The sequence below is a fragment of the Methylobacterium oryzihabitans genome (genome assembly GCF_004004555.2).
GTDB lineage: Bacteria > Pseudomonadota > Alphaproteobacteria > Rhizobiales > Beijerinckiaceae > Methylobacterium > Methylobacterium oryzihabitans.
The window spans coordinates 1-25,629 of sequence record NZ_SACP01000010.1; the positions used below are offsets into that span (position 1 = coordinate 1).

The 25,629-nt window shown below is 73.0% G+C and carries 26 protein-coding genes and 1 pseudogene; 17 read left to right on the top strand and 10 right to left on the bottom strand.

Features of this window, described 5'->3' with window-relative positions; genetic code table 11:
• Positions 1 to 212: pseudogene (locus tag EOE48_RS11515) on the bottom strand (invasion associated locus B family protein); the annotation flags it as partial.
• A gap of 410 nt (positions 213 to 622) precedes the next feature.
• Here EOE48_RS11515 and EOE48_RS11520 point away from each other — a divergent pair.
• From EOE48_RS11520 to EOE48_RS11550, 7 genes are all read left to right on the top strand, one after another.
• Positions 623 to 1,381, top strand: coding sequence for a pyridoxine 5'-phosphate synthase (locus EOE48_RS11520; protein WP_127729071.1), 759 nt, complete (start codon positions 623 to 625; stop codon positions 1,379 to 1,381).
• Complete coding sequence (gene acpS / locus EOE48_RS11525) at positions 1,378 to 1,776, top strand: holo-ACP synthase (RefSeq protein ID WP_127729073.1); 399 nt, start codon at positions 1,378 to 1,380, stop codon at positions 1,774 to 1,776. The genes EOE48_RS11520 and acpS overlap by 4 nt, the downstream gene beginning before the upstream one ends.
• Before the next feature lie 142 nt (positions 1,777 to 1,918).
• The gene (gene lepB, locus EOE48_RS11530) at positions 1,919 to 2,710 is read left to right on the top strand and encodes a signal peptidase I (protein ID WP_127729075.1); all 792 of its coding nucleotides are present in this window, start codon (positions 1,919 to 1,921) and stop codon (positions 2,708 to 2,710) included.
• A gap of 23 nt (positions 2,711 to 2,733) precedes the next feature.
• On the top strand, positions 2,734 to 3,519 hold the full coding sequence (gene rnc / locus EOE48_RS11535) for a ribonuclease III (RefSeq protein ID WP_425463652.1): 786 nt from the start codon (positions 2,734 to 2,736) through the stop codon (positions 3,517 to 3,519).
• Between the two features lie 5 nt (positions 3,520 to 3,524).
• The gene (gene era / locus EOE48_RS11540) at positions 3,525 to 4,466 is read left to right on the top strand and encodes a GTPase Era (RefSeq protein WP_127729077.1); all 942 of its coding nucleotides are present in this window, start codon (positions 3,525 to 3,527) and stop codon (positions 4,464 to 4,466) included.
• The gene (locus tag EOE48_RS11545; protein WP_127729079.1) at positions 4,463 to 5,380 is read left to right on the top strand and encodes a class I SAM-dependent methyltransferase; all 918 of its coding nucleotides are present in this window, start codon (positions 4,463 to 4,465) and stop codon (positions 5,378 to 5,380) included. Before era ends, EOE48_RS11545 begins: the two co-directional genes overlap by 4 nt.
• Positions 5,381 to 5,390: 10 nt before the next feature.
• On the top strand, positions 5,391 to 6,128 hold the full coding sequence (locus tag EOE48_RS11550; protein ID WP_127729081.1) for a 16S rRNA pseudouridine(516) synthase: 738 nt from the start codon (positions 5,391 to 5,393) through the stop codon (positions 6,126 to 6,128).
• Between the two features lie 395 nt (positions 6,129 to 6,523).
• On the opposite strand, the gene EOE48_RS11555 is transcribed toward EOE48_RS11550, so the two are convergent.
• The gene (locus EOE48_RS11555; protein ID WP_187371398.1) at positions 6,524 to 7,942 is read right to left on the bottom strand and encodes an exopolysaccharide biosynthesis polyprenyl glycosylphosphotransferase; all 1,419 of its coding nucleotides are present in this window, start codon (positions 7,940 to 7,942) and stop codon (positions 6,524 to 6,526) included.
• Between the two features lie 374 nt (positions 7,943 to 8,316).
• On the opposite strand from EOE48_RS11555, the gene EOE48_RS11560 reads away from it, so the two are divergent.
• Positions 8,317 to 9,585: an MFS transporter gene (locus EOE48_RS11560; RefSeq protein ID WP_127729085.1), complete on the top strand. Its 1,269-nt coding sequence runs from the start codon at positions 8,317 to 8,319 to the stop codon at positions 9,583 to 9,585.
• A 72-nt stretch (positions 9,586 to 9,657) separates the two neighbouring features.
• Here EOE48_RS11560 and hmuQ read toward each other — a convergent pair whose 3' ends face one another.
• Positions 9,658 to 9,993, bottom strand: coding sequence for a heme-degrading protein HmuQ (hmuQ, locus tag EOE48_RS11565; protein ID WP_127729087.1), 336 nt, complete (start codon positions 9,991 to 9,993; stop codon positions 9,658 to 9,660).
• Positions 9,994 to 10,570: 577 nt separating this feature from the next.
• On the opposite strand from hmuQ, the gene EOE48_RS11570 reads away from it, so the two are divergent.
• Positions 10,571 to 10,975 carry a helix-turn-helix domain-containing protein gene (locus EOE48_RS11570; protein ID WP_127729089.1) on the top strand — a complete coding sequence of 135 codons (405 nt, stop codon included), beginning with the start codon at positions 10,571 to 10,573 and terminating at the stop codon, positions 10,973 to 10,975.
• 127 nt (positions 10,976 to 11,102) lie between these two features.
• On the opposite strand, the gene EOE48_RS11575 is transcribed toward EOE48_RS11570, so the two are convergent.
• The gene (locus EOE48_RS11575) at positions 11,103 to 12,428 is read right to left on the bottom strand and encodes a cobyrinic acid a,c-diamide synthase CobB (protein WP_246154183.1); all 1,326 of its coding nucleotides are present in this window, start codon (positions 12,426 to 12,428) and stop codon (positions 11,103 to 11,105) included.
• Positions 12,429 to 12,585: 157 nt separating this feature from the next.
• Here EOE48_RS11575 and EOE48_RS11580 point away from each other — a divergent pair, with 157 nt between their 5' ends.
• From EOE48_RS11580 to EOE48_RS11590, 3 genes are all read left to right on the top strand, one after another.
• On the top strand, positions 12,586 to 13,686 hold the full coding sequence (locus EOE48_RS11580; RefSeq protein ID WP_127729093.1) for a cobalt-precorrin-5B (C(1))-methyltransferase: 1,101 nt from the start codon (positions 12,586 to 12,588) through the stop codon (positions 13,684 to 13,686).
• Positions 13,687 to 13,785: 99 nt separating this feature from the next.
• Positions 13,786 to 14,121 carry a hypothetical protein gene (locus EOE48_RS11585; RefSeq protein WP_127729095.1) on the top strand — a complete coding sequence of 112 codons (336 nt, stop codon included), beginning with the start codon at positions 13,786 to 13,788 and terminating at the stop codon, positions 14,119 to 14,121.
• Between the two features lie 6 nt (positions 14,122 to 14,127).
• Positions 14,128 to 16,587 carry a PBP1A family penicillin-binding protein gene (locus EOE48_RS11590; protein WP_187371392.1) on the top strand — a complete coding sequence of 820 codons (2,460 nt, stop codon included), beginning with the start codon at positions 14,128 to 14,130 and terminating at the stop codon, positions 16,585 to 16,587.
• Between the two features lie 28 nt (positions 16,588 to 16,615).
• Here the strand turns inward: EOE48_RS11590 and EOE48_RS11595 are convergent, their stop codons facing one another.
• From EOE48_RS11595 to EOE48_RS11610, 4 genes are all read right to left on the bottom strand, one after another.
• Positions 16,616 to 17,191, bottom strand: coding sequence for a cob(I)yrinic acid a,c-diamide adenosyltransferase (locus EOE48_RS11595; protein ID WP_127729097.1), 576 nt, complete (start codon positions 17,189 to 17,191; stop codon positions 16,616 to 16,618).
• Positions 17,192 to 17,235: 44 nt separating this feature from the next.
• Positions 17,236 to 17,823 carry an acyloxyacyl hydrolase gene (locus tag EOE48_RS11600; RefSeq protein WP_127729100.1) on the bottom strand — a complete coding sequence of 196 codons (588 nt, stop codon included), beginning with the start codon at positions 17,821 to 17,823 and terminating at the stop codon, positions 17,236 to 17,238.
• A 139-nt stretch (positions 17,824 to 17,962) separates the two neighbouring features.
• On the bottom strand, positions 17,963 to 18,148 hold the full coding sequence (locus EOE48_RS11605; protein WP_127729102.1) for a twin transmembrane helix small protein: 186 nt from the start codon (positions 18,146 to 18,148) through the stop codon (positions 17,963 to 17,965).
• A gap of 107 nt (positions 18,149 to 18,255) precedes the next feature.
• Positions 18,256 to 19,062, bottom strand: a complete 807-nt coding sequence (locus EOE48_RS11610; protein ID WP_246154184.1) for a glycoside hydrolase family 25 protein — start codon at positions 19,060 to 19,062, stop codon at positions 18,256 to 18,258.
• Between the two features lie 194 nt (positions 19,063 to 19,256).
• On the opposite strand from EOE48_RS11610, the gene EOE48_RS11615 reads away from it, so the two are divergent.
• Entirely contained in the window at positions 19,257 to 19,700 is a 444-nt protein-coding gene (locus EOE48_RS11615) for a DUF488 domain-containing protein (protein WP_127729106.1), read from the top strand.
• A 7-nt stretch (positions 19,701 to 19,707) separates the two neighbouring features.
• Here EOE48_RS11615 and EOE48_RS11620 read toward each other — a convergent pair whose 3' ends face one another.
• Both EOE48_RS11620 and EOE48_RS11625 read right to left on the bottom strand, forming a co-directional pair.
• The gene (locus EOE48_RS11620) at positions 19,708 to 20,775 is read right to left on the bottom strand and encodes a glycosyltransferase family 4 protein (RefSeq protein ID WP_127729108.1); all 1,068 of its coding nucleotides are present in this window, start codon (positions 20,773 to 20,775) and stop codon (positions 19,708 to 19,710) included.
• Positions 20,772 to 21,602: a UDP-2,3-diacylglucosamine diphosphatase gene (locus EOE48_RS11625; protein WP_127729110.1), complete on the bottom strand. Its 831-nt coding sequence runs from the start codon at positions 21,600 to 21,602 to the stop codon at positions 20,772 to 20,774. Before EOE48_RS11625 ends, EOE48_RS11620 begins: the two co-directional genes overlap by 4 nt.
• 251 nt (positions 21,603 to 21,853) lie before the next feature.
• Between EOE48_RS11625 and EOE48_RS11630 the strand changes: the two genes are divergently transcribed.
• From EOE48_RS11630 to EOE48_RS11645, 4 genes are all read left to right on the top strand, one after another.
• Complete coding sequence (locus tag EOE48_RS11630; RefSeq protein WP_127729112.1) at positions 21,854 to 22,843, top strand: DMT family transporter; 990 nt, start codon at positions 21,854 to 21,856, stop codon at positions 22,841 to 22,843.
• Positions 22,844 to 22,982: 139 nt separating this feature from the next.
• On the top strand, positions 22,983 to 23,456 hold the full coding sequence (locus EOE48_RS11635) for a RidA family protein (RefSeq protein ID WP_127729114.1): 474 nt from the start codon (positions 22,983 to 22,985) through the stop codon (positions 23,454 to 23,456).
• Between the two features lie 3 nt (positions 23,457 to 23,459).
• Complete coding sequence (locus tag EOE48_RS11640) at positions 23,460 to 24,215, top strand: glycerophosphodiester phosphodiesterase family protein (protein WP_127729116.1); 756 nt, start codon at positions 23,460 to 23,462, stop codon at positions 24,213 to 24,215.
• 107 nt (positions 24,216 to 24,322) lie between these two features.
• A complete protein-coding gene (locus EOE48_RS11645) occupies positions 24,323 to 25,627 on the top strand; it encodes an MFS transporter (protein WP_127729118.1) in 1,305 nt (434 codons plus the stop codon).
• Positions 25,628 to 25,629: the final 2 nt, after the last annotated feature.

Sequence of the window (25,629 nt, forward strand, 5' to 3'; positions counted from 1 at the left end):
GGCGGCGCGTCGGCGCGAGGGAGCGCCGGCTGGGCCGGCTCCTCGGCGGGCTTGGCGGGCGCCGGGGCATCCTGCCCCTTGGGAGCGGCATCCGCCGGCGGCTGGCCGGCCGGTGCCTGGGCCAGGGCCGCCGGGACCGAGGCGGTCAGCGCCGCCGCCGCGAGGGCGATTCGCAACCTGGACAGGACCGTGCTCTCCGCTTGCTCCGCCACGCGCTTCCACCGCCCAACCGCCCCGCGGGCGGGCGGTTCCGCAACGCCATCCGAGCCGCCAGGCTGCGCCGGGAAGGCGGCGAAGTTGTGGGGCGCCGGCAGGGGCGGCCGGGCGGGCGCGTCGCCGCCGCGGGGGAGCCGTCGAACAGACATCGTGAGCCTCTCCGGGGCGGTCACCGGCCGCCCAAGCGATCGTCGGGTTGCGCGCGGCGGCCCCGCCGCGGCGGCCGGACAGTGGGGTGCCGTCGCCGGAGTGTCCAGGCGAGAGGCGCCCGCGACGGCGATTTCCCGGCCGTTCCCGGTGGATGGGCGGCATCCGGACCGGGATTCGGTGCCCGGATGGAAGAACGTCCGGCTGGTCCGCCGGACCTCCGCGCGCTACACCGCGCGGGCCTCACAGAGTGCTTCCGATGTCCGCGTCCTCCCTGCGCCTCGGCGTCAACGTCGATCACGTCGCCACCCTCCGCAACGCCCGCGGCGGCTCCTACCCGGATCCGGTGCGCGCCGCGCACGAGGCGGTGCGGGCCGGCGCCGACGGGATCACTGCCCATCTGCGCGAGGACCGGCGCCACATCCGGGACGCCGACATGGAGCGGCTGCGCCGCGAGGTCGACCGCCCGCTCAACTTCGAGATGGCGGCGACCGGCGAGATGGTGGCGCTCGCCTGCGCTCTGCGCCCCCACGCCGCCTGCCTCGTCCCGGAGAAGCGCGAGGAGCGCACCACCGAGGGCGGGCTCGACATCGTGACCGGGCGCGAGCACCTGCGCCCGGCGATCGCGCGGCTGGCCGGGGCGGGGATCCGGGTGTCGCTGTTCGTCGAGCCGGAGGTCCACGTCATGGAGGCGGCCCGCGCGCTCGGCGCGCCGGTGGTCGAGCTGCACACGGGGACGTATTGCGAGGCGTACCTCGCCGGGGACGAGGCGGCGACGGCCCGCGAACTCGCCCGGCTCGCCCGCGCGGCGGCGCACGGGGCCGCCCTCGGGCTCGAGATCCATGCCGGGCACGGCCTCACCCTCGAGAGCGTCGGGCCGGTGGCGGCGCTGCCGCAGGTGCGCGAGCTGAACATCGGCCACGCCCTCGTCGCCGAGGCGGTCTTCGTCGGCCTCGGGCCGGCGGTGGCGGCGATGCGGGCGGCGATGGACGCGGCCCGCGCGGAGGCGGCGGCGTGATCGTCGGCATCGGCTCCGACCTGTGCGACATCCGCCGGATCGAGCGCTCCCTGGCGCGGTTCGGCGACCGCTTCACCCACCGGGTCTTCACCGAGGGCGAGCGCGCCCGCAGCGACCGGCGCGCGGCCCGCGCGCCGTCCTACGCCCGCCGCTTCGCCGCCAAGGAGGCCTGCGCCAAGGCGCTCGGCACCGGCATGAGCGGGGGGGTGTTCTGGCGCGACATGGAGGTGGTCAACCTGCCGGGCGGGCGCCCGACCCTGCGCCTGACCGGAGGCGCGGCGGCGCGCCTCGCCGCCCTGGTCCCGGATGGGCACCGCGGGGTGGTCCACGTGACGCTCACCGACGACCCGCCGCTGGCCCAGGCCTTCGTGATCATCGAGGCGCTGCCGGCGTGAGTCGGCGCACGCCGCGTCACCGCGCCTGCCGGGTGCCGCGTTGCGAGGCCGCGGAGGTTGGTCTAGACCGCCCGCTTGCGGCAGGCCGGGCGGCGTGCCACCGGCGGCAGCCAAGGCGGGAGGACCGCCGGAGACGAAGACGATGGACCGTGCGCGCAGCAACCAGGACGTGAAGGCCGGTCGGGAGGCCGGCCTGTGGGACTCGATCAAGGAAACCCTCAAGGTCGGCATCCAGGCGCTGCTCATCGCGGTCGTGGTCCGGACCCTGCTGTTCCAGCCGTTCAACATCCCGTCCGGGTCGCTGGTGCCGACGCTGCTGATCGGCGACTACCTGTTCGTATCGAAATATTCCTACGGCTATTCCAAGTATTCGCTGCCGCTGTCGGAGTATCTGCCGTTCCAGGCCCACGGCCGGATCTGGGGCGCCGAGCCCAAGCGCGGCGACATCGCGGTGTTCAAGCTGCCGAAGGACAATTCCACCGACTACATCAAGCGGGTGATCGGTCTGCCCGGCGACCGCATCCAGATGATCAACGGCCTCCTCAACATCAACGGCCGGCCGGTGAAGCGCGAGCAGATCGCCGACTACTCGACCACCGACGCCTTCGGCCAGCCGACCCAGGTCGCCCAGTACACCGAGACGCTGCCGAACGGCGTCTCGCACACGATCATCGAGCGCGACGGCGACCGCGGCCTGTGGGACAACACCAGCGTCTACACCGTGCCGGCCAACCACTTCTTCATGATGGGCGACAACCGCGACAACTCCACCGACTCGCGCGATCTCGGCAGCGTCGGCTACGTGCCGTTCGAGAACTTCGTCGGCCGGGCGGAGGTCATCTTCTTCTCGGTCGACGAGGGCGCGGCCGCGTGGCAGGTGTGGAACTGGCCCTGGACCGTGCGCTGGAGCCGGCTGTTCAAGCCGATCCACTGACGGGGGCCGAATTGGACACCGACGTGGACGCCGACGACGGCCCCGCCGAGATCCGGATCGCGACCGGGGCCGCCCCGCCGGCCCGGGCCCGCAAGGGCACGCGCCCGCGCCCGGACCTGGCGGTCCTCGAGGAGCAGGTCGGCCACCGGTTCCGCGACCGGTCGCTGCTGATCCGGGCGCTCACCCATGTCAGCGCCGCATCTGGCAGCGGCGGCAGCTACCAGCGGCTCGAATTCCTCGGCGACCGGGTGCTGGGCCTCGCGGTCGCCGACGGGCTGTTCGCGGCCCTGCCCGACGCCGACGAGGGCGACCTGTCGCGGCGGCTGTCGGGGCTGGTGCGCCGCGAGAGCTGCGCCGCCGTCGCCACCGCCTGGAACGTCGGCCCGCACCTGAAGCTCGGCCTCGGCGAGGTCCATGGCGGCGGGCGCCGCAACGCCGCGATCCTGGCCGACGCCTGCGAGGCGATCCTCGGGGCGGTGTTCCTCGATGCCGGCTACGACGCCGCCAAGGCGGTGATCGACCGCGCCTTCGCGGCCGGGGAGGAGACCGGCGGCACCCGCAGCCGCGACCCGAAATCGGCCCTCCAGGAATGGGCCCAGGCGCGGGGGCTGGCGCCGCCGACCTACGTCGTGGCGGAGCGCTCCGGCCCCGATCACGCGCCGCGCTTCTATATCGAGGCCCGGCTCGCCGGCCTCGCCCCCGGGCTCGGCGTCGGCGGGTCGAAGCGGCTCGCCGAACAGGAGGCCGCCCGGCTGCTGCTGGTCCGCGAGGGCGTGTGGGAGAACGAGCCCGAGGCCGGGCAGGACTGAGCGAGATGGCACAAGACACTCCCCCCGACGAGGCCGCCGGCCCGTCCGAGGCCCAGACCCGCGCGGGCTTCGTCGCGCTCATCGGCGTGCCGAATGCCGGCAAGTCGACCCTGCTCAACAGCCTCGTCGGGACCAAGGTCTCGATCGTGTCGCGCAAGGTCCAGACCACCCGGGCGCTGATCCGCGGCATCGCGATGGACGGGCCAGCGCAGATCGTCCTCGTCGACACGCCCGGCATCTTCGCCCCCAAGCGCCGGCTCGACCGGGCGATGGTCACCTCGGCCTGGAGCGGCGCGGCGGACGCCGACGCGGTCTGCCTCCTCGTCGACGCGCGCAAGGGGGTCGACGAGGAGGTCGCGGCGATCCTCGGGCGGCTGCCCGACCTGCGCCGGCCCAAGATCCTGATCCTGAACAAGATCGACCTGATCCCCCGCGAGCGCCTGCTGGCGCTCGCCGCCGACCTCAACGGGCGGGTGCCGTTCGACCACACCTTCATGGTCTCGGCGCTGAACGGCGACGGCGTCGACGACCTGCGCCGGGCGCTCGCCGCGCAGATGCCGCCGGGCCCCTGGCTCTACCCCGAGGATCAGGTCTCGGACGCGCCCCTGCGCGTGCTCGCCGCCGAGATCACCCGCGAGAAGATCTACGACCGGCTGCACGAGGAACTGCCCTATTCCTCCACGGTCGAGACCGACCAGTGGCAGGTGCGCAAGGACGGTTCGGTCCGCATCGAGCAGACGATCTTCGTCGAGCGCGAGAGCCAACGGAAGATCGTGCTCGGCAAGGGCGGCCAGACGATCAAGGCGATCGGGCAGGCGGCCCGGGTCGAGATCGCCGAGGCGGCCGAGGCCGAGGTCCACCTGTTCCTGTTCGTGAAGGTGCGCGAGAACTGGGCCGACGACCCCGAGCGCTACCGCGAGATGGGGCTGGAGTTCCCCCGCGGGTGAGTGCCGGTCCCGATTCCGCTGTCTACGGCCGGCCGCCGCCCGAGCTCGCCGACCCGCCCGAGGGCGCCGTCCAGCTCTCGCCGCTGATCCCGGGCTCCGAGGCCCTGGAGGCCATCGCGCCCGGCACCCTGTCGGACCTCGCCGTGCTGGCCCCGCCCGGCACCGTCGAGCGGCGCTTCACCCTCGCCCTCGCCCTGCGGGCGCTGGCGGCGGACGGCGCGCTGACGGTGCTGGCGCCCAAGGAGAAGGGCGGATCCCGCCTCGCCCGCGAACTCGCCGGGTTCGGCTGCGCTGTCGAGGAGACCGCAAAGCGCCATCACCGCGTCTGCCGCACCCGACGGCCGGCACGGCCCGACGGGCTCGACGCGGCGCTGGCCGAGGGCGCCCCCCGGCGCCTCGACGATCTTGGCCTGTGGAGCCAGCCCGGGGTGTTCAGTTGGAACCGGATCGATCCCGGCACCGCGCTGCTGCTGGAGAACCTCCCGGCGCTCGCGGGCCGCGGCGCCGATCTCGGCTGCGGCATCGGCGTGCTGGCGAAGGCGGTGCTCGCCGCCCCGAAGGTGACCGCGCTGGCCCTCGTCGATATCGACCGCCGGGCGGTCGAGGCCGCCCGGCGCAACGTCGAGGATCCGCGGGCGAGCTTCGCCTGGGCCGACCTGCGCGAGGCCGGCGCGGTGCCCGAACGCCTCGATTTCGTGGTGATGAATCCGCCGTTCCACGACGGCGGCGCCGAGGACCGGGCGCTCGGCCAGGGCTTCGTGCGCCGCGCCGCGGCGAGCCTGCGCCCCGGCGGCACCCTGTGGCTCACCGCCAACGCCCATCTGCCCTACGAGGCCGTGCTGGACGAGTCGTTCCGGCAGGTCACGCCCCGGGCGTCGGAGCGCGGCTACAAGGTGTTCGAGGCGAAGAAGTGAGAACAAGGCGATGAGCGCGTCGGTCCGGCTCGACCGGCTGCTCGCCAATCTCGGCTACGGTTCCCGGCGGGAGATCCAGGCGCTGGCCCACGGGGGTGCGATCCGCCTCAATGGGGCGGTGCTCGGCGAGGCCGACCGGCGCATCGCGGTGACGCCCGACCTGCCGGAGCGGATGACCGTGCGCGGCGAGCCCGTGGACCCGCCGCCCGGGCTGGTGCTGATGCTCCACAAGCCCCTCGGCGCCACCTGCTCGCACAAGGAGGCCGGCCCGCTCGTCTACGGCCTGCTGCCGGAGCGCTGGCGCCGGCGCGACCCGGCGCTCTCGACGGTCGGCCGGCTCGACAAGGACACGTCGGGCCTTCTGCTGCTGACCGACGACGGCGCCCTGCTGCACCGGATCATCGCCCCGAAGGCGAAGGTGACCAAGCGCTACCGGGTCGTGCTGGCGCGCCCGCTGCGCGGCGACGAGGCCGAGGTGTTCGCCTCCGGCACGCTGATGCTCGACGGTGAGGACAAGCCGCTGCTGCCGGCCGCGCTCACCGTCGAGGATTCGCGCCGGGCCAGCCTCGTGCTGGGCGAAGGCCGCTACCATCAGGTCCGGCGGATGTTCGCGGCGCTCGGCAACCACGTCGAGGCGCTGCACCGCGACCGCGTCGGCGGCCTCGACCTCCCCGGCGACCTCGGACCGGGTCAGTTCCGGCGGCTCGGGCCGGACGAGGTCGCGCGGATCTTCTCGGAACCTGTTTGATACGATGTCCGGACGATTCGTTCCGGAAATCGTATCGCCAGCCCGCGCGGTGCAGAGCAAGGCTCTGCGCGCACCTGAGCGAAGCCGATTTCCTCATCGCGAAGCGATTGCGCAGCAATCGCCGAGCGATCAATCGAAAATCGCATGACTCGTCGTCTAAAGGATAACCGCCGCTTTCCCGGACGACTGAAACGCAGTGGAAGGAGATCCGGGATCCAGCACGACAAGTCGCGAAGCGTCTGATTCTCGGCAACGTTGCCGGTATCGAGCCGCTTCGCGGCACTTCCTGTGCTGGATCCCGGATCTCCTTCCGCTTTCGCTCCAGTCGTCCGGGAAAGGGGTTCTCCCGGCGGTCCATGCCGTAGAAAAAACCCTCGGATAGGCTCCGGCGCCGGTCAGTAGGCGTTGCGGAAGGCGCTGCGGGCCAGCACCGTCATCACCAGGATCTGGATGTCGAACCACAGCGACCAGTTGTCGATGTAGTGCAGGTCGTGCTCGACGCGCCGGCGCATGTCGGCATCTGTCAGGGTCTCGCCGCGCAGCCCGTTGACCTGGGCCCAGCCGGTGATGCCCGGCCGCACGTTGTGGCGGCGGGCGTAGCGGGCGATCCGGCGCTCGAAGCTGCGGTCGTGGGCGAGGGCGTGCGGCCGCGGCCCGACCAGCGACATGTCGCCCCGGATCACGTTCAGGAGTTGCGGCAGCTCGTCGAGGTTGGTGCGGCGCAGGACCCGTCCGACCCGGGTGATGCGGTCGTCGTTGCGGGTGGCCTGCCGAAAAACCGCGTCCTTGGCCGTGCGCATGCTGCGGAACTTGAAGACCGAGAACGCCTCCTGGTTGAAGCCGTGCCGGCGCTGCCGGAACAGGCACGGACCGGGCGTGTCGAGGCGGATCACGACGGCGATCAGAAGAAGCAGCGGAGACAGCAGGGCAAGCGCCGTGGCCGCCACCAGGAGGTCGAAACTGCGCTTGACCGCGATCTCGAGCGGACCCAGCGGCGGCCGGCCGATCCGGAGCCCGGTCAGGCGGCCGACGCGGTCGACCCGGACCTCGCCGAAGCGGTCCATGACCCGTCCCGGGCGCAGGTGGAGGCCGACCGGCACGCGCAGGAAGGCGTCGATGCAGGATTCCAGCGGCGCCACCTCGCCCCACGGGATCAGGATGAAGACGTCGTCGGGCTTGAGGAAGCGCACCACCGAGACGGCGAGGTCGAGATCCTCGGCCAGCCGCGCCCGCACCTCCTCGGGATCGACGGTCGTGTCGGGTGAGCGCAGGACCGTCTCGCCGATCACCCGCAGGCCGAGGTCGTACGCGTCGTGCCGGGCATGGAAGCTCGCGACGTCGGCCTCGTAGCCGACGAGATGGACGCGCCGGGCCGAGACCGAACGCGGCGTGCTGTGGCGCCGTACCAGCGACACGGTGAGGCGCCGGGCGACGACGACCGCCGGGAGGCCGGCGGCGAAGCAGACCAGCACGCCGATCCGCGACACCTCGCCGGTGGTCTTGGTAAGGAAGCCGACGATCAGGGCACCGGTCCAGGCCGCGAGCCACAGGGTGGCGGTGCGCCGCAGCAGCGGCACGCCCGAGAGGGCCGCCTCGACGCTGTATTCGCCGCGGGCGAGGGTCGGCACGATCAGGAAGGCCGTCACCAGGACGAGCACGTGCCAGACCGCCTCGATCCCGGATCCGGCCTCTCCCGGCAGCGAGCGGTGGACGAGTTCGGCGAGGAACCCGACGCACGCGATCGCTAGGCAGTCGGCCAGGGCCAGGGCGGCGCCGATCGCGAGCCGCAACAGGCCGCGGCCGCGCCGCGGCATCAGCGAGGTCCAGCGCGTCGAGGGGCGTTCGTCCGGCACGGCACGGGCGGAGGACCGCACGGCGGGCTGTCGCGCGCGTGGCATCGGCGTCGTTGCTCCCTCTGCGGCCCCCCGGCTTATCGGTGCCGGGTGGAACCATAATTCGTTGCCGTCCGTGCCGTTCCGGGACGGCGGGCGGACGGGACGATCCGTCAGGCAAGAAGAGGACCGGGGAACTGCACGCGAGGTGCCCGCGAGCGCGACAGGGCTGGGTTGTCGCGAACAGGAGAGCGGCCCTGGACGAGACCTTGTATGACGAGGCACGCACGCGATCAATCGCGGGCGCCGACGGGCCGGGAGGCCTCCGCGGCGAAGCGGGCCAGGGAGGGACGGGGATGGATGCGCGCGCGCGCGAACGGGGCCTGACGCGGGAAGCCCCCGTCACCGGTCCGCCTCAGGTCGGGCAGAGCGCCGTACCCGCCGCGGCCGGCGGCCCGGCCGCCGTCGTGCTCGCGGGCCTGAGCCTGTCGCACCTCCTCAACGACCTGATCCAGTCCCTGCTGCCGGCGATCTACCCGCTGCTCAAGCAGTCCTACCGGCTCGATTTCGGCCAGATCGGCCTCATCACCCTCGCGTTCCAGCTCACCGCCTCGCTGCTCCAGCCGGTGGTCGGGCTGTTCACCGACAGGCACCCGCAGCCGTTCTCGCTCGCGGCCGGCATGATGATCTCGCTGGCGGGCCTGCTGCTGCTCTCGACCGCCGGGAGCTTCCCGATCCTGCTCCTGGCCGCCTGCCTCGTCGGGATGGGCTCGGCGATCTTCCACCCGGAAGCCTCGCGGGTGGCGCGCCTCGCCTCGGGCGGGCGCTTCGGCCTCGCCCAGTCGGTGTTCCAGGTCGGCGGCAATGCCGGCTCGGCGATCGGGCCGCTGCTCGCCGCCTTCATCGTGGTGCCGAACGGCCAGGGCAGCGTCGCGGTCTTCGCGGTGGCGGCGCTCGCCGGCTTTGCGATCCTCAGCCTCGTCGGGCGGTGGTACCGCGGCCGTCTCGCCGCCGGCGCCGGCCGTCGCAGGGCCGGCGGACCGGCCGCCGGCACGCTGCCGCGCTCGCGGGTGGTCGCCACCATCGCGATCCTGCTGGTGCTGATCTTCTCGAAGTTCTTCTACATGGCGAGCTTCAGCTCGTACTTCACCTTCTACCTGATCCACCATTTCGGCGTCTCGGTGCAGGAATCGCAGCTTTATCTGTTCGTGTTCCTCGGCGCGGTCGCGGTCGGCACCGTGGTCGGCGGGCCGATCGGCGACCGGTTCGGGCGCAAGGTCGTGATCTGGGGCTCGATCCTCGGCGTGCTGCCGTTCACGGTGGCGCTGCCGCACGTCAACCTCGCCTGGACCGTGGTGCTGACGGTGCCGATCGGGATGATCCTCGCCTCGGCGATGCCGGCGATCCTCGTCTACGCGCAGGAACTGCTGCCCGGCCGGGTCGGGCTGGTCGGCGGCCTGTTCTTCGGCTTCGCCTTCGGCATGGGCGGGCTCGGCGCCGCGATCCTCGGCGAGATCGCCGACCTCACCAGCATCGAGACCGTGTACCGCGCCTGCGCCTACCTGCCGGCGATCGGCCTGCTCGCCGCCTTCTTGCCCCGGCTCCAGCCGGCGCCCAAGACCTGATTCCGACGCGGCTGAAGCCATCGCCGCGCCCGGAGCCGGTCCTCCGCGGATCCGGCCCCGGCCCGTCGCCGCCTACTCGGCGGCGGCGCTCGCCGGCCGCGCGAGGGTCTGGATCGTCTCGAACCCCTCGAAGTTCGGGTGCCCGAGGTAGAGCGGGCGCGAACCCGGCGCCTTGCTGTGCGCCTTGCGGAACTGCTCCGAGCGGGTCCACGCCTCGAAGGCGTCCCGCGACTCCCACACCGTGTGCGAGGCGTAGAGGACGTGATCCTCGTTCTCCGGCCCGCGCAGCATGTGGAACTCGACGAAGCCCGGCATCTCGCCGAGATGGCTGTCGCGGCCGAGCCAGAGCTGCTCGAACTCCTGCGTGGCGTCCTTGTAGACCTTGAACCGGTTCATCGCGATGAACATGGGAACCTCGTCGTGGCCGTGCGGCGCCCGGCGCCGGGTGGCGCGACTCAAGGCGATTTGCCGGTTCAGATCAAGCCGACCGTGCCCGTCGGCGGGATCGCGACCCGGCATGTCGACCGGGGCGGAGGCCGTGATATGTCAGTTTTGGCCGAGACATCTCGCGGCCTAGGCCGGATGGCCGAGGGATTCTGTCGCGGCGATACTCGGCCGCCCGCCTTCGGTATTTTTCAACACGCTTCTTCCCTTGGGGAATACGCCCTGAGCGTGTAGGGTGAGTCGGAGTTGCATATCGGCTCTCCTCGATCGGGCGGCATCCGTGCCCCCTCTCGGACGAATCGGCCTATGCCAGCTGCCGTCACCCGACGTGAGGGAGGGAGGGACGCCGTGCGCGCCCGCTCCGCCTTCTCGCCGTGACGGTCGCGCGAGACCGGTTCGCGGAGTGTCCGCGCACGGTGTCGTTGGTTGAAGCGCCGGACAGGCTCCGCGTCCTCCCGCGGAGCCGGTTCGGGATCCGCCGGCGGAGCGCGCCGCACCGGCCTCGCCGGCGGCAGGCCGCCGGTCACGACGTAGAGGATGTATGCCCAAGCAGACCACAGAGGTCGATCGTCTCGTCGGCGTCCGCATCACCGCCCTGCGCAAGGCCAAGGGACTCAGCCAGACCGCGCTCGGCAACGCGGTCGGCGTGACCTTCCAGCAGGTCCAGAAATACGAGAAGGGGCAGAACCGCGTCGGCGCCGGCCGGCTGCGCGAGATCGCGCGGCTGCTCGAGGTCCCGGTCTCGGCCTTCTTCGAGGATCGGGCCGAGGAGACCGGTGGCGACGACAACGTCTTCGGCTTCCTCAACGTGCCGGGCGCGATCGATCTCCTGCGCGCCTACGTTCAGGTCGAGGACGACCAGATGCGGCGCGAGGTGCTCTCGATCACCCGCTCGGCCGCCCGCCTGAGCCGGACCCCCGCCGTGCCGGACGACGCAGAGGAGTGATACGGTTTTTGGACCTTTCGTTCCGGAAACCGTATCACCAGCCCGCGCGGTGGAGCCGAAGGCTCCACACACCTGAGCGAAGCCGAAATCCGCATCGCGAAGCGATCGGAAACCGTACGAGGCCCGCTCAGCCCGCCGCGATGAGGTGGAAGAAGCTGCCGGTGACCTCGCCGCGACGGTGGCCGGCGAAGCCGAGATCGCGGCCCTCCGCATCCGAGACCCGCGCCAGGGCGGACGATTCGTCGGGGGCGTCGGTCAGTTCGCTGGCGTAGTGGAACTCGTGCCCGACGAGGCGCCCGCCCGCCGGGCCGAGGCGACCGGCGGCGACGAGATGCGCGACCCGGTAACCGAGATGGAGCCGGCGCCGGGCGTAGGAGGTCGCGACCGGCAGCAGCCCCGCCATGGCGTGGGTCGCGCCCTCGGCATCCACCAGACCGTCGCCGAGCACCATGTAGCCGCCGCACTCGCCATGGACCGGCCGGGTCGTCGCGAAGCGGCGCAGGCCGCCGAGGAAGCGGTCCGACGCGGCGAGGCGCCCGGCCTGCAGTTCCGGATAGCCGCCCGGCAGCCAGCAGGCGTCGCAATCCTCCGGCGGCGGCTCGTCGGCGAGCGGCGAGAACGGCACCAGTTCGGCCCCGGCGGCGCGCCAGCCGGCGGTCATGTGCGGATAGACGAACGAGAACGCGGCGTCGCAGGCCAGCGCGATCCGCTGCCCCGGCGGCCGCGGCAGCGTGGCGGCGGAGGGCGGCGGCACCGCGCCGGCGGCGGCGGCCACGACCGCGTCGAGGTCGATCCCGGATTCCGCCAGGTCGGCGAGGCGGTCGAGCCGCGCGTCGAGGCCCGCGGTCTCGCGGGCCTGGACCAGACCGAGATGGCGCTCCGGCAGGGTCAGGGCGTCGTCGCGGGCGAGGGCGCCCAGCACCCGCAGGCCGACCCGCTCCAGCCCGGCTTCGACCAGCCGGCGGTGCCGCGGGCTCGCCACCTTGTTGAGGATCACGCCGGCGAGGCGCAGCCGCGGATCGTAGGCGGTGACGCCGAGCGCCGTCGCGGCGGCCGATTGCGCCGCCCCGGACACGTCGAGGACCAGGATCACCGGCCAGCCGTAGCGCGCCGCGACCTCGGCATTGGCGCCGCTGCGGCCTTCCGCCGCCACGACGCCGTCGAACAGCCCCATCGAGCCTTCCGCCACCACGAGGTCGGCGCCGTCGCCGACCGCCCCGGCCACCGCGTCGAGCAGGGGCGGGTCCATCGCGAAGCTGTCGAGGTTGTAGCTCGGCCGTCCGGTCGCGGCGGCGTGGAAGGCCGGGTCGATGTAGTCCGGGCCGCACTTCGCGCCGGCCACCGAGAGGCCGCGGCGGGCCAGCGCCCGCAGCAGCGCCAGGGTCACGGTGGTCTTGCCCGATCCCGAGCGGATCGCGGCGACGAGGAGCCCGCGGGGGAGGCTTGCGGTCACGAAGGGGTCTCCGGTGCGGCCGGGGGCGGCGTTTGCCCGGACGGGCACCGTATCACGAGCCCGCGCGGCGCATGAGCGAGGCCGAAATCCGCATCGCGATAGCGACTGCAACGCAGTCGCCGAGCGATCAATCGGATTTCGTATGATACCACGCGCCATGGACGAGACGCGACCGAGCGGCCCCCTGCGCCGCGGCTGGACCACCGGCGCCTGCGCGGCGGCGGCGGCCAAGGCCGCCTATCACGGCGCGCGCGGCGCAGCCTTCCCGGATCCGGTCGAGATCCCGCTGCCGGGCGGCAGCCGCCCGGCCTTCGCGCTGGCGGTGTCGGAACGGCTCCCCGACGGCGCCCGGGCCGGCATCGTCAAGGATGCCGGCGACGATCCCGACGTGACCCACGGCGCCCTCGTGATCGCGACGGTGTGGCCGCGCCCCCCGGGATCGGGTCTGCATTTCCGCGCCGGGCCGGGGGTCGGCACCGTGACCCGGGCCGGCCTGCCGCTGCCGGTCGGCGAGCCGGCGATCAACCCGGTGCCGCGCCGGATGATCGCCGAGGCCCTGAGCGAGGCGGCGGCCGAGGCCGGCGGCACCCCGGACGCGGTGGTCGAGATCGCGGTTCCAGGCGGCGAGGAACTGGCGGCGCGCACCCTCAACCCCCGGCTCGGCATCCTCGGCGGCCTGTCGATCCTCGGCACCACCGGGATCGTGGTGCCGTATTCCTGCGCCGCCTGGATCGACACGATCCATCGCGGCATCGACGTCGCCCGGGCGGCGGCGCTGACCCACGTCGCCGGAGCGACCGGCTCGACCTCGGAGGCGGCGGTGCAGCGCCTGCACGGCCTGTCCGAGCCGGCGCTGATCGACATGGGCGACTTCGCCGGCGGCATGCTGAAGTACCTGCGCCGCCACCCGGTGCCGCGGGTCACCGTCGCGGGCGGCATCGCCAAGATGACCAAGCTCGGCCACGGCCTGCTCGACCTGCATTCCCGGGCCGGGCCGGTCGATCTCGCGTGGCTCGCCGGGCGGCTGCGCGAGGTCGGCGGCGGCGACCTCGCCGAACGGGCGGCTGGCGCCAACACCGCCCTCGAAGTCCTCGGCCTCGCCGAGGCGCGCGGCCTGCCCCTCGCCGACGACGTGGCGCGGCACGCCTGGGAGACCGCCGCCCGGGTGCTCGCAGGCTCCGGCAGCGAACTCGAAGTCGTGGTGTTCGACCGCACCGGCGGCCTCGCCGGGCGGGCGCCGTTCCGGCGCGTCGGATAGCAGAGGCGCCGTTCCGGCGCGTCGGATAGCGGAGCAGGCGGAACGGAACCGCGGAGCTTGGCGTTGGGGCCTCGTTCCCCGTTCCGGACCGGAGCCGGCATGCGTCTGCGTCATCTCCTCCTCGCCTTCTGCCTCCTCGTCGGCTTCGGCGGCCTCGCCGGCGCCTCGCCGCTGATGCCGCGCGCCGCGGTGACGGTCGCGCTCGACCAGCCCAGCACGGTCGAGACGGTGCGCTGGCGCCGCCACCGGCACTGGCGCGGGCATCGCGGCTGGCGCCGGCACCACTGGCACCACCGGCATTGGCATCACCGCCGCTACCATCACCGGCGGCACTGGCACCGGCGACACCACGTCCGCTCCCTGCGCTTCAGCCGCCCGGCGGCCGTGCGCGGGCAAGCCCATCGCTGGATCGAGCCCCGCGCGGCGGGACGCTGACGCGCGATGGCCGGAACGCCCCCGGAACCGCCGCGACGCGACTGGCTCGAACTCGGCGCCGCCGGTTCCGCGGGCCCCGGGTCCGAGGTCCCGCCGGATGAACCGGACGCCGCTGCGAAGCCGACCGGCCGCGCCCGGGCCGCGCGTGCCGCAGCCGCCTTCGGGCCGGCGCTGCGCGCCGCCGCCGGTCGGGCCGCTGCCGGAGCGGGCGCCGCCCGTCGGGCGCTCGGCCGCGCCGCCGGGCATCCGGCGGTCGGTCGGGCCGCCGCCGGTGCCGGACGGGCCTGGGCGCCGGTCGGCCGGGTTCTCCGGCGGGTGCCGTGGCGGCGCAGTGCCGCCATCGCGGCCGTCCTCGCCGTCGCGGCGGCGCTCGGCACGTTCGTCTACGCCCTGGCGACGCTGCCGGTGAATGGCGGCCTCGTCGTCGAGCCGACGAGTTCGGCCCTGGTGGTGCGCTCCGAGGCCGGGCAGGCCTTCGCCACCCGCGGCATCATCAAGGGCGCGAAGCTGTCGCCCCGCGACGTGCCGCCGGTCCTGGCGCAGGCGATCGTCGCGATCGAGGACCGGCGCTTCTACGACCACCCCGGCATCGATCTGCGCGGCCTCGCCCGCGCCGCCCTGCGCAACGCCGCCGCCGGCGGCACCCGCGAGGGCGGCAGCACCCTGACCCAGCAGCTCGTGCGGATGATGTACCTGTCCCAGGACCGCACGCTCAAGCGCAAGGTCCAGGAGGCGGTGCTGGCGCTGTGGCTGGAATCGCAGCTCGACAAGCAGGAGATCCTGACCCGCTACCTCAACACCGCGTATTTCGGCGCCGGGGTCTACGGCGCCGACGCGGCGGCGCAGCGCTACTTCGGCAAGCCGGCCCGCGACCTGACCCTGCCGGAGGCCGCGATGCTGGCCGGGCTGGTGCGGGCGCCGTCCCAGCTCGCGCCGCACCGCAACCTCGACGGCGCCCGCGGCCGGGCCGCCCAGGTGCTCGATGCGATGACCGAGACCGGGGCGATCACCCGCGAGCAGGCCGAAGCCGCCAAGCGCAGCCCGGCGACGGTGCAGGTGCCGACCGAGACGCCGGTGGGCACGAACTACTTCGTCGACGCGGTCGCCGACGCCGCCAAGGGCCTGATCGGCACCGGCCCGGCCGACGCCACCGTGCGCAGCACCCTCGACCTCACCCTCCAGAACATCGCCGAGAGCGTGCTGGCGCGACGCCTCGACGGGGATGGCGAGCGCCGAAAGGTCGGCCAGGGCGCGATCGTCGCGATGGCGCCGGACGGCGCGATCCTGGCGATGGTCGGCGGGCGCGACTACGCCGACAGCCAGTTCAACCGGGCGACGCAGGCGAGGCGCCAGCCCGGCTCGCTGTTCAAGCTGTTCGTCTACCTGACCGCCCTGCGCAACGGCTACCGTCCCGACTCGGTGATGGTCGACCGCCCGACCCAGATCGGCGAGTGGGAGCCGGAGAATTACGGCGGCCGCTACCGCGGCTCCGTCACCCTGCGCACCGCCTTCGCCCAATCGGTGAACACCGTGGCGGTGCAGCTCGCCGAGGCGGTGGGGCTGCCGGCGGTGATCGCCACCGCTCGCGGCCTCGGCGTGCAGTCCGAGCTGCCCTCCGTCCCGAGCCTTGCCCTCGGCTCGGCCGAGACGACCCTGATGGAGATGACCCGGGCCTACGCCGCCGTCGCCGCCGGAACCGAGACGGTCGAGCCCTACACGATCCGCCAGATCACCAGCCGCGACCAGACCCTGTACAACCGCCCGCCGGTCGCCCCGGCACCGATGCGCGACGCCACGGCCCGCGCCGGGATGGTCGACCTTCTCGCCGCGGTCGTGCGGGAGGGGACCGGCAAGGCGGCGCGGGTGGCGGTGCCGTCCGGCGGCAAGACCGGCACGACCCAGGACTACCGCGACGCATGGTTCGTCGGCTTCGCCGCCGACCTCGTCGTCGGCGTCTGGGTCGGCAACGACGACAACTCGCCGATGGAGGGGGTCACCGGCGGCGACATGCCGGCCCAGATCTGGCGCGACGTCGTCACCCAGGCCCTCGCCGCGCGCGCCAAGTCGGCCAAGGCGGCGCGGCCGACCACCGCGGTGTCGCTTCCGCCGCCGGAGGCCCGTCCGGCCCCCGAAGCCCGGCCTGCCCGCGGCGGGGCCGTGAACGGCACCCCAGCGGTGGTCGACACCGGCACCCTCGACTTCGACGGCACGACGGTGCGCCTTCTCGGCGTCGACGGGCTCGGCGGCCGCAACGCCCGCGAACTCGGCCGCTACCTGCGCCGGCGCGACGTCGCGTGCCTGCCGGCGGGCGAGGGCGACGGGTTCCGCTGCACCCTCGACGGACAGGACCTGTCGGAGCTGATCCTCTTCAACGGCGGCGGCCGCGCCTCGGCGGATGCGACGCCGGAACTGCTGGCGGCCGAGGAGCAGGCGCGCTCGAACCGCATCGGGATCTGGCGGCGGTAAGTCGCGGCGTGGCGGTGGGGCGCCGGAGTCAGGTCCGGTTCTGCCCCGGCACCCACAGCACGTCGGCGGCGCCGTCGTCGTTGACGACCCGGGCGGCGACGAACAGGAAATCCGACAACCGGTTGAGGTACTGGATCACCTCCGGCGACACGGTCTCGCCGGGCGACGCCGCGAGCGCGACGGCGAGGCGCTCGGCGCGGCGGCACACCGTGCGGGCGAGGTGCAAGGCCGCCGCCGCCGCCGAGCCGCCGGGCAGCACGAAGGAGCGCAGCGGCGTGAGGCGGGCGTTGAGGGCGTCGATGTCGCCCTCGATCCGGGTCACCTGGGCCGCGACGATGCGCAGGGGCTCGTAGGACAGCGGCTCGCCGGTCTCGGGCGTGGCGAGGTCGGCGCCGAGATCGAACAGGTCGTTCTGGATCCGCGCCAGCATCCCGTCGAGGTCGCCGGACGTGTGCTGGCGGACGAGGCCGAGGCAGGCATTGGTCTCGTCGACCGTGCCGTAGGTCTCGACCCGAAGATCGGCCTTGGAGCGCCGCTCGCCGCTCGCCAGCGCCGTCGTGCCCTTGTCGCCGGTGCGGGTGTAGATGCGGTTCAGCACCACCATGGGCGGTCTCCCCCTCGATGCCCTGGCCGGATCGCGGCCCCGGCTCAGAACGTATAGGAGATCTTGCCGCCGTAATTGGTCAGGCCGCGGTTCTCGATGCACAGGCCGGCATTCGACATGTGCTCGATCGTCGCCATCACGCTCCAGCGCTCGGTGAGGCGGAAGCCGACCGCCGCGGCCTCGCGGAACATCGGCGAGCAGCCGAGCGAGTTGAAGGTCTTGGGCACGTCGATCTTCGGGCCGGTATAGCCGTTATGGGCGGCGGCGCCGAAGAAGCCCTCGACGAAGATCCGGTCGGTGATGTCGACGGTCCAGGTCGCGCCAATATAGGCGTAGCTGGTGCGACCATCGACGTTGTAGCTGCCGCCGACCGTCGGCCGCGGCACGAAGTAGCTCCAGAACCGGTCGAGGCCGAGATTCGGCTTGGCGAAGACCAGTTCGGCGTTGATGTTGGAGGTGTTCTTCTCGTTGCTGCCCGGATCCTGGGCCGAGCCGCCGATGCGGAACTCGGAGACGATGCTGAGCGGCTGGACCGGTGGACGATACTCCGGCACGGGCGCCGCGTAATCGGCGGCGAGGGCGGCCGGAGCGGCCAGGAGGGCCGCAGCGAGACTCAGGGTCGGTACGCGCATCGGGGAGTGTCCGGCGGATCGGTCGGGCCGATCGGAATCGCCGCACCCTAGCCGGGCGCCGCCGCGGCGTCTCGCGCCGCAATCCCGGTGCGGTCGTGTTTTCGCCGACCTGAGGCGGCCGGGTGACACCCGGGGCCGCTCAGGCGCCGCGCCACCACAGCACGCCCATGATGACGAGGATCGCCACGAATTGCAGCACGACCCGCAGCCGCATCATCCGCTGTGAGAAATTGGCGCTGCCGCCGCGCAGCATGTTGGCGAGGCCGAACAGCAGCACGACCGCCACGGCGAGGCAGGCGACGAGGACGAGGGTGTTACCCGACATGGCGTTCAGGGGTCCGGGCTACGGGGGAGGGCCCCATATGCCCCCTCGCGGCCGGGCTGCGAAGTGGGACCGTTCGGCGCGAGGCCGCCGGTCCCGCCGGCGCCCGCCTACTTGTCGGCGCACAGCCCGGCGGCGGACAGGCGGCGGTAGTGGCGCGGGTCGCAGTCGGTGGCCATGAACGAGGCCCACTCGGCCTGCGTGCCGTAGAAGGCGTTGCGGTCGACGTCGCCGCGCACCCCCGGCACCCGGCCGGTCGAGGTGAACTGCCACAGCATCCAGCGCCGGTTGACGTAGCGGTTCTCCGGCTCGGCCGCGGTCGAGCGCAGCCAGTGCGGATAATCCTCCAGCTCGCCTTCCAGCACGTCCTTGTGGAACGTGATGTCGGTGTAGATGATCGGCCGCTTGCCCGTGTACGCCTCCATCTCCTGGAGCATGTACTGGGTCATCGCCAGGGCCTCGGCCTTCGGCAGCTTCTTCGGGCACTTCTGCGAGTGGCCGTTCCACTCGACGTCGAGGACCGGCGGAAGGGCATTGGGGTCGTTCGGCACGTTGGCCTTGAACCAGTCCATCTGCTCCTTGGCCGAGCGGCACCAGAACACGAAGTGGTAGGCCCCGCGCGGCACGCCGGCCCGGGCGGCGCCGACCCAGTTCTCGCGGAAGCGGTCGTCGACGTGGTCGCCGCCCTCGGTCGCCTTGATGAAGGCGAACTGGGTTCCGGCCGAGCGCACCGAGGCCCAGTCGATCGGACCCTGCCACTTCGAGACGTCGATGCCCTGGATCGGGTGCGCCTTCGCCCGTGCGACGCCGGGATGGGGCTTCACGTCGCCCTTGGTCGGGTAGAAGTCGGCGGTGCCGGCGCAGGCGCCGACCAGCGCCAGGGCGGTCCCGGCGGCGAGGCGCCGGATCCAGGTCATCGTCCGAGGGGCGGGCGTGAGGGGAAGCGACTCCAGCGGCATCGACACGCGACCTGAATTTACGCCGAACACGAGGGCTAATCGATGCGCAGGAGCCGGTTAATAGAGGCTTGACGGGATCGAGAATGATTCCCGGAAGGCGTGACATCAGAGCCACATGCGCCGCACGATCGCGGTGCCGGCGAGGAGGGGGCGTGTCGCCGACGATCTACACCATCGGGTACGAGGGCAGCGACCCGGAGCGGTTCGCGGCCGCCCTGCGCAGCGCCGGGGTGGCGACCCTGGCCGACGTGCGGGCGGTCGCCCTGTCGCGCAAGCGCGGCTTCTCGAAGAGCGCCCTGCGCGACGGCCTCGCCGCGGCCGGGATCGGCTACGCCCACCTGCGGGCGCTCGGCACGCCGAAGGCCGGCCGCGAGGCGGCGCGGGCCGACGACGCCGCGCTGATGCGGAGGATCTACTGCGACGAGGTGCTCAACACCGCCGCCGGAGCGACCGCCCTCGGCGAACTCGCGGCCCTCGCCGCCGGCGAACCGGTGTGCCTGCTGTGCTTCGAGCGCGACCCGGCGCGCTGCCACCGCCGGGTGCTCGCCGAGCGGCTGGCCGGGCGCGGCTTCGCGGTGGTCGACCTGTTCGCCTGAAGAGGGATCAGGGCAGGGCGACGCTGCCGGTCGGGGCCTGGGGCGTGCGCCGGGGCACGACGCCGGCGCGGGCGAGCGACGTCTCGATGTTGCCGTAGAACTGACGCGCGCTCTCGGCCCAGGTCCAGCGCAGGGCGTGCTCGCGGCAGCGCGCCCGCGGGATCGCCAGGGCGGCGCGGGCGGCGGCGGCGAGGTCGTGGTCGAGCACCCCGATGCCCGCCCCGCCGACCACGTCCTGCGGCCCTGCCACCGGAAAGGCGGCGATCGGCAGTCCGCAGGCCAGGGCTTCGAGCAGGACGATGCCGAAGGTGTCGGTGAGGCTCGGGAACACGAACACGTCGGCGGCGGCGTAGACCCGTGCCAGCGTCTCGCCGGTCAGCGCGCCGAGGAAGCGGGCGTCGGGGGCGATCGCCGCGAGCCGCGCCCGGTCGGGACCGTCGCCGACCACCACCTTCGAGCCGGGCAGGGACAGGCGCAGGAAGGCCGCGACGTTCTTCTCGACCGCGAGGCGGCCGACGAACAGGAACAGCGGGCGCGGCAGGTCGGCGAGCGCCTCGGGCACCGGCTCGTCGCGGGGGCGGTAGAGGGTGGTGTCGACCCCGCGGGTCCAGTGCATCAGGTTGCGGAAGCCGCGCCCGGCGAGTTCCCGCTCCAGCGTCGCGGTGCTCACCATCGTGCCGTTGGCGGCACCGTGGAAGCGGCGCAGCCAGGCGTAGCTCCAGCTCTCGGGGACCGGCGCGCGGGCGGCGAGGTATTCCGGGAACCGGGTGTGGTAGCTCGTCGTGAACGGCTGGGCCCGCGACAGGCAGACCCGCCGCACCGCGAGGCCGATCGGCCCCTCGGTGGCGATGTGGACGTGAGCCGGGGAGGGCCAGCGCGCCGCGACCCCGCGGGCGGTGGCGAGCGACAGCCGGATCTCCGGGTAGCCCGGCATCGGCACCGAGCGGAAATCCTGCGGCGTCAGCAGCACGGGATCGAAGCCGTGGCGCGGCCCGGCCTTGACCACCTGTTCCAGCGAGCGGACGACGCCGTTGATCTGCGGATGCCAGGCATCCGTGGCGACGAGGAGCCTCACGCCACCGCCCGCGCGTCGGAGGCCCCGGCCGCGGGCAGGAGCTCGCGCCCGGCCGGGGACGAGGTGCCGGCCCTGATCCGGTCGGCGAAGCGGATGAGTTCGAGCCGGCCGTCGTAATGCTCGACCACCGCGGTGCAGGACTCGACCCAGTCGCCGGTGTTGACGTAGCGCAGGCCCTCGATCTCGCGGTCGGCGGCGTGGTGGATGTGACCGCAGATCACCCCGTCGGCCCCGACCCGGCGCGCCTCGGCGGCGAGCACCTCCTCGAACCGGCCGATGAAGTTGACCGCGTTCTTCACCTTCAGCTTGGCCCAGGCCGAGAGCGACCAGTAGGTCAGGCCGAGCCGGCGGCGGACCCAGTTGAGATGGGTGTTGACGAACAGGGCCGCCGTGTAGGCGCCGTCGCCGAGCAGCGCCAGCCAGCGGGCGTGGCGGACCACGAGGTCGAACTGGTCGCCGTGCAGCACGAGGTAGCGCCGTCCGTCCGCCGCCTCGTGGACGAGCCGGTCGTGGATCTCGATCCCGCCGAAATGCATGTCGAGGAAGTCGCGCAGGAACTCGTCGTGGTTGCCCGGCACGTAGACGAGGCGGGCGCCCTTGCGGACCTTGCGCAGCAGCTTCTGCACCACGTCGTTGTGGGATTGCGGCCAGTACCAGCCCGAGCGCAGCTTCCAGCCGTCGACGATGTCGCCGACGAGGTAGATCTCGTCGGCGTCGACCTCGCGCAGGAAGTCGAGAAGCATCTCCGCCTGGCAACCGCGGGTGCCGAGGTGGGTATCGGACAAGAACAGGGTCCGCACGCGAAGCGCGTCGGGATCGTCGGCCATGGTCGTTTCCCCGGCTGCTGCCCATCAGCCAAAGCCGAGTCCCGTCTCACTTTGATGACGGCACCCGAGGTTTCCACCGGCGGGCACGGGGCGATTGCCGCTTCGTTAAGCGGCGCATGCGCGTTCCGCAGACCAGAAGCCCGCGGACGCGGCTGGTCCGGCCGTTCCGGTTGTGGTCTGTCATGCTCCCGTCCCGGTTGTCGCGGCGTACCGATCCGACCCGGGCGCCCCTCCCATCGAGCGCGAGTGCCATGGCAGCCCCCCTCGTCGTCCCCGGCCGTCCCGTCCCGCAGGGGGGCACGTCGGAGCGAGGCGCCACCGGAGGCCGGCCGTATCTCGGCATCAGCCTCAAGGTCCTGTCGGCGCTGGCCTTCACGGTGATGTCGGCGGGGGTGAAGAGCCTCGCCGACCGCTACCCGACCGGCGAGATCGTGTTCTTCCGCTCGTTCTTCGCGATCCTGCCGCTGCTGGTCTGGCTCGGCTGGCAGGGTCCGATCCTGGCGGCGGTGCGCACCCGCAACCTGCGCGGGCATCTCCTGCGCAGCATCATCGGCGCCTGCGGCATGTTCGCGGGCTTCGCCGCCCTGTCGTTCCTGCCGCTCTCGGATGCGGTGGCGATCGGCTACGCCTCGCCGCTCCTCGTCGTGGTGCTGGCGGCCATCGTGCTGCGCGAGCGGGTCCAGGGGTATCGCTGGGCCGGGGTCATCGTCGGCTTCCTCGGCGTGCTCATCATGCTGGCGCCCCACCTCCAGTTCGGCGGCGCCGGCTTCGCCAGCTCGACCGGCGCGCTGTTCTCGTGCCTCGGCGCGGTCTGCGCCGCGGCGGCCACGATCCAGGTCCGCAAGCTCACCGGCACCGAGCGCACCGGCGCCATCGTGCTGTACTTCTTCCTGTTCACCTCGCTGCTCGGCCTCGCCACCCTCGCGCTCGGCTGGCGCATGCCCGACCTCGGCGACTTCTCCCTGTTCGTGCTCGTCGGCATCCTCGGCGGCATCGGCCAGATCCTCCTGACCGAGAGCTACCGCTACGGCGACGCGTCCCTCGTCGCGCCGTTCGAGTACACCACGATGCTGTGGTCGCTGCTGCTCGGCTGGTTCGTGTTCGGCCAGTTGCCGCAGCCGGCGGTGGCGGTCGGCGGCTGCATCGTCGCGGCGGCGGGCGTGTTCGTGGTCTGGCGCGAGCGCCGGCTGGTGCTGGAGCGCGCCCGCGAGGCCGCCGCCGGCGGGGCCCGCGCCGGCTGAGCCGCGGGCGTCCCGAATCTGATCCGGCTTGACTGTGGCGCGCCTGCGCCGCGCCAGGGTTGCCATCGCGGGCGGGCTGCGCCACAGACGCCCTGACAACGCCGCCGCGCGCGGCCCAACCCAACCGGGAGACACCCGCATGAGCGCCACCCTGGAGCGCCTGAAGGAACTCGGCCACGTCCTGCCGCCGGCCGCAGCCCCGGTCGCGAACTACGTGCCGTTCAAGCGGGCCGGCAACCTGGTGGTGATCTCGGGCCAGATCTGCTTCGGCCCGGACGGCAAGCTCGACCCGCGCCATACCGGCAAGGTCGGCGGCGGCATCAGCCAGGAGGTCGCGGCCGAGGCGGCGCGGTTCTGCGCCCTCAACGTGCTGGCCCAGCTCCAGGCGGCGGCGGGCAACCTCGACGACGCGGTGGTGAGCTGCATCCGGCTGGGCGGCTTCATCAACGCCGCGCCCGGCTTCTCGGCGGTCGCCGCCGTGATGAACGGCGCCTCCGACCTGATGGTGGAGGTGCTCGGCGAGCGCGGCCGTCACGCCCGCTCGACCGTCGGCGTCGCCGAACTGCCCCTCGACGCGGTGGTCGAGGTCGAGGGCATGTTCGAGGTCCGCTGAGCGATGAGCGAGCGCCTCGCCCCCGACTGGCTCACCGCCCGGCCGATCGCCCATCGCGGCCTGCACGACCGCGCGGCGGGCGTGCCGGAGAACACGATCGCGGCGGCCGAGGCGGCGATCGCCCGCGGCTACGCCATCGAGTGCGACGTGCAGCTCAGCGCCGACGGCGAGGCGATGGTCTTCCACGATTTCGGCCTCGGCCGGCTGACGGCTGAGTCCGGCGAGGTCGCCGGCCGCGCGGCGGCGGATCTCGGCCGCCTCGCCGTCGCCGGCAGCGGCGAGCGCATCCCGACCCTGCCGGACTTCCTCGCGGCCATCGCCGGCCGCACCCCGCTGGTGATCGAGGTCAAGTCGCGCCACGACGGCGACCTCGCGCTCGCCCGCCGGGTCGCCGCGATCCTCGCCGGTCATCCCGGGCCGGTGGCGCTGAAATCCTTCGATCCCGCGGTCGTCGGCGCCCTGGCCGAGCTGTGCCCGGGCATCCCCCGCGGAATCGTCGCCGAGAGCCGCCACGACGATCCGTCCTATGCCGGGCTGACCGCCGAGGCCCGCCACGGCCTCGCCCACCTGCTCCACGTCGAGCAGAGCCGCCCCGACTTCCTGTCGTGGCGGGTCGACGACCTGCCGAACGCCGCCACCCACCTCTGCCGCCTGCTGGGCCGGATGCCGGTGATGACCTGGACGGTGCGCAACGAGGATCAGGTCCGCCGCGCCGGCCGCTACGCCGACCAGATGGTGTTCGAGGGTTTCCAGCCCTGAACTCGGGCGACCTTACGGGATCCGAAGATTTTTCATCCCGTGGCGGATGAACTTTCGGTCGCTTCGCCGGTTCGTGGACGGATTTGCTCCAGCCGGGACGAACGACCATGGCGACCACGGAAACCGGGCCGCAGGCCGCGCCGCCGACGCGGGCCCTGCGCGGGCTCGACGCGCTGAACTTCACCCTCGCGGACGTCCGCGACGGTCTCGGGCCCTACCTCGCGATCTACCTCATCGCGGTGCGCGGCCCGGACCAGGGCTGGAACGAGGCGACGACCGGCCTCGTCATGACCATCGCGGGCGTCGCCGGCCTCGTGGCGCAGACGCCCGCCGGGGCGCTGATCGACCGCACCCGGCAGAAGCGGGCGATCGTGATCGCGGCGGCCCTCGCCGTGACCCTGAGCTGCCTCGCGCTGCCGTTCATCTCCAACTTCTATGCCGTGGCGGCGACCCAGTCGCTCGCCGGCATCGCCGGGGCGATCTTCCCGCCGGCGCTCGCCGCCATCACCCTCGGGGTGGTCGGGCCGCGGCTGTTCGCCCGCCGGATCGGCCGCAACGAGGGCTTCAACCACGCCGGCAACGCGGTTTCGGCGGCGCTCGCGGCGGGGCTCGCCACGCTGTTCGGGCCGGTGGTGGTGTTCTGGATCATGGGCGCCCTCGCGGTGCTGTCGATCGGCGCGATGCTGATGGTGCCGGCCGACGCCATCGACGACGACGTCGCCCGCGGCCTCGACTGCCCGCCCGGCGAGGAGAGCTGCGAGCAGCCCTCCGGCGTCGCGGCCCTGCTCCAGAACCGTCTGCTGCTGCTCTTCGCCGTGCTGGCCGCCCTGTTCCACCTCGCCAACGCGGCGATGCTGACCTCGGTCGGGCAGCTTCTCACTCACCTGTCGGGGAAGGACCACGCGACCTCGCTGATCGCGATCTGCATCGTGGCGGCGCAATGCGTGATGGTGCCGGTGGCGATGTTCGTCGGCGCCAAGGCCGACACGATCGGCCGCAAGCCGATCTTTCTCGCGGCCTTCGGGGTGCTGGCCCTGCGCGGCGTGCTCTACACTCTGTCCGACAACCCGTTCTGGCTCGTCGGCGTGCAGTTGCTCGACGGCGTCGGGGCCGGGGTCTACGGCGCCCTGTTCCCGATCGTGGTCGCCGACCTCACCCGCGGCACCGGGCGCTTCAACGTCAGCCAGGGCGCGGTCGCGACCGCCCAGGGCCTCGGCGCGGCGCTGAGCGCGACGCTCGCCGGCCTCATCATCGTGTCGGCCGGCTACTCGGCGGCCTTCCTGACCCTCGCGGCGATCGCGGCATGCGGGTTCGCGCTCTACCTGTTCGCGATGCCCGAGACCCGCGAGGGCGCCGCGCGCTCCGACGATCCCGCGATGCCGGGCGCCGCCGCGGCGGTGCCGGCGGCGTGAAA

Coding starts and splice junctions, on each gene's coding strand:
- EOE48_RS11520 (WP_127729071.1), top strand. CDS start 623: ATGTCCGCGTCCTCCCTGCGCCTCGGCGTCAACGTCGATCACGTCGCC.
- lepB (WP_127729075.1), top strand. CDS start 1,919: ATGGACCGTGCGCGCAGCAACCAGGACGTGAAGGCCGGTCGGGAGGCC.
- era (WP_127729077.1), top strand. CDS start 3,525: ATGGCACAAGACACTCCCCCCGACGAGGCCGCCGGCCCGTCCGAGGCC.
- EOE48_RS11550 (WP_127729081.1), top strand. CDS start 5,391: ATGAGCGCGTCGGTCCGGCTCGACCGGCTGCTCGCCAATCTCGGCTAC.
- EOE48_RS11555 (WP_187371398.1), bottom strand. CDS start 7,942: ATGCCGCGGCGCGGCCGCGGCCTGTTGCGGCTCGCGATCGGCGCCGCC.
- EOE48_RS11560 (WP_127729085.1), top strand. CDS start 8,317: ATGGATGCGCGCGCGCGCGAACGGGGCCTGACGCGGGAAGCCCCCGTC.
- hmuQ (WP_127729087.1), bottom strand. CDS start 9,993: ATGTTCATCGCGATGAACCGGTTCAAGGTCTACAAGGACGCCACGCAG.
- EOE48_RS11570 (WP_127729089.1), top strand. CDS start 10,571: ATGCCCAAGCAGACCACAGAGGTCGATCGTCTCGTCGGCGTCCGCATC.
- EOE48_RS11580 (WP_127729093.1), top strand. CDS start 12,586: ATGGACGAGACGCGACCGAGCGGCCCCCTGCGCCGCGGCTGGACCACC.
- EOE48_RS11585 (WP_127729095.1), top strand. CDS start 13,786: ATGCGTCTGCGTCATCTCCTCCTCGCCTTCTGCCTCCTCGTCGGCTTC.
- EOE48_RS11590 (WP_187371392.1), top strand. CDS start 14,128: ATGGCCGGAACGCCCCCGGAACCGCCGCGACGCGACTGGCTCGAACTC.
- EOE48_RS11595 (WP_127729097.1), bottom strand. CDS start 17,191: ATGGTGGTGCTGAACCGCATCTACACCCGCACCGGCGACAAGGGCACG.
- EOE48_RS11600 (WP_127729100.1), bottom strand. CDS start 17,823: ATGCGCGTACCGACCCTGAGTCTCGCTGCGGCCCTCCTGGCCGCTCCG.
- EOE48_RS11605 (WP_127729102.1), bottom strand. CDS start 18,148: ATGTCGGGTAACACCCTCGTCCTCGTCGCCTGCCTCGCCGTGGCGGTC.
- EOE48_RS11610 (WP_246154184.1), bottom strand. CDS start 19,062: ATGACCTGGATCCGGCGCCTCGCCGCCGGGACCGCCCTGGCGCTGGTC.
- EOE48_RS11625 (WP_127729110.1), bottom strand. CDS start 21,602: ATGGCCGACGATCCCGACGCGCTTCGCGTGCGGACCCTGTTCTTGTCC.
- EOE48_RS11630 (WP_127729112.1), top strand. CDS start 21,854: ATGGCAGCCCCCCTCGTCGTCCCCGGCCGTCCCGTCCCGCAGGGGGGC.
- EOE48_RS11635 (WP_127729114.1), top strand. CDS start 22,983: ATGAGCGCCACCCTGGAGCGCCTGAAGGAACTCGGCCACGTCCTGCCG.
- EOE48_RS11640 (WP_127729116.1), top strand. CDS start 23,460: ATGAGCGAGCGCCTCGCCCCCGACTGGCTCACCGCCCGGCCGATCGCC.
- EOE48_RS11645 (WP_127729118.1), top strand. CDS start 24,323: ATGGCGACCACGGAAACCGGGCCGCAGGCCGCGCCGCCGACGCGGGCC.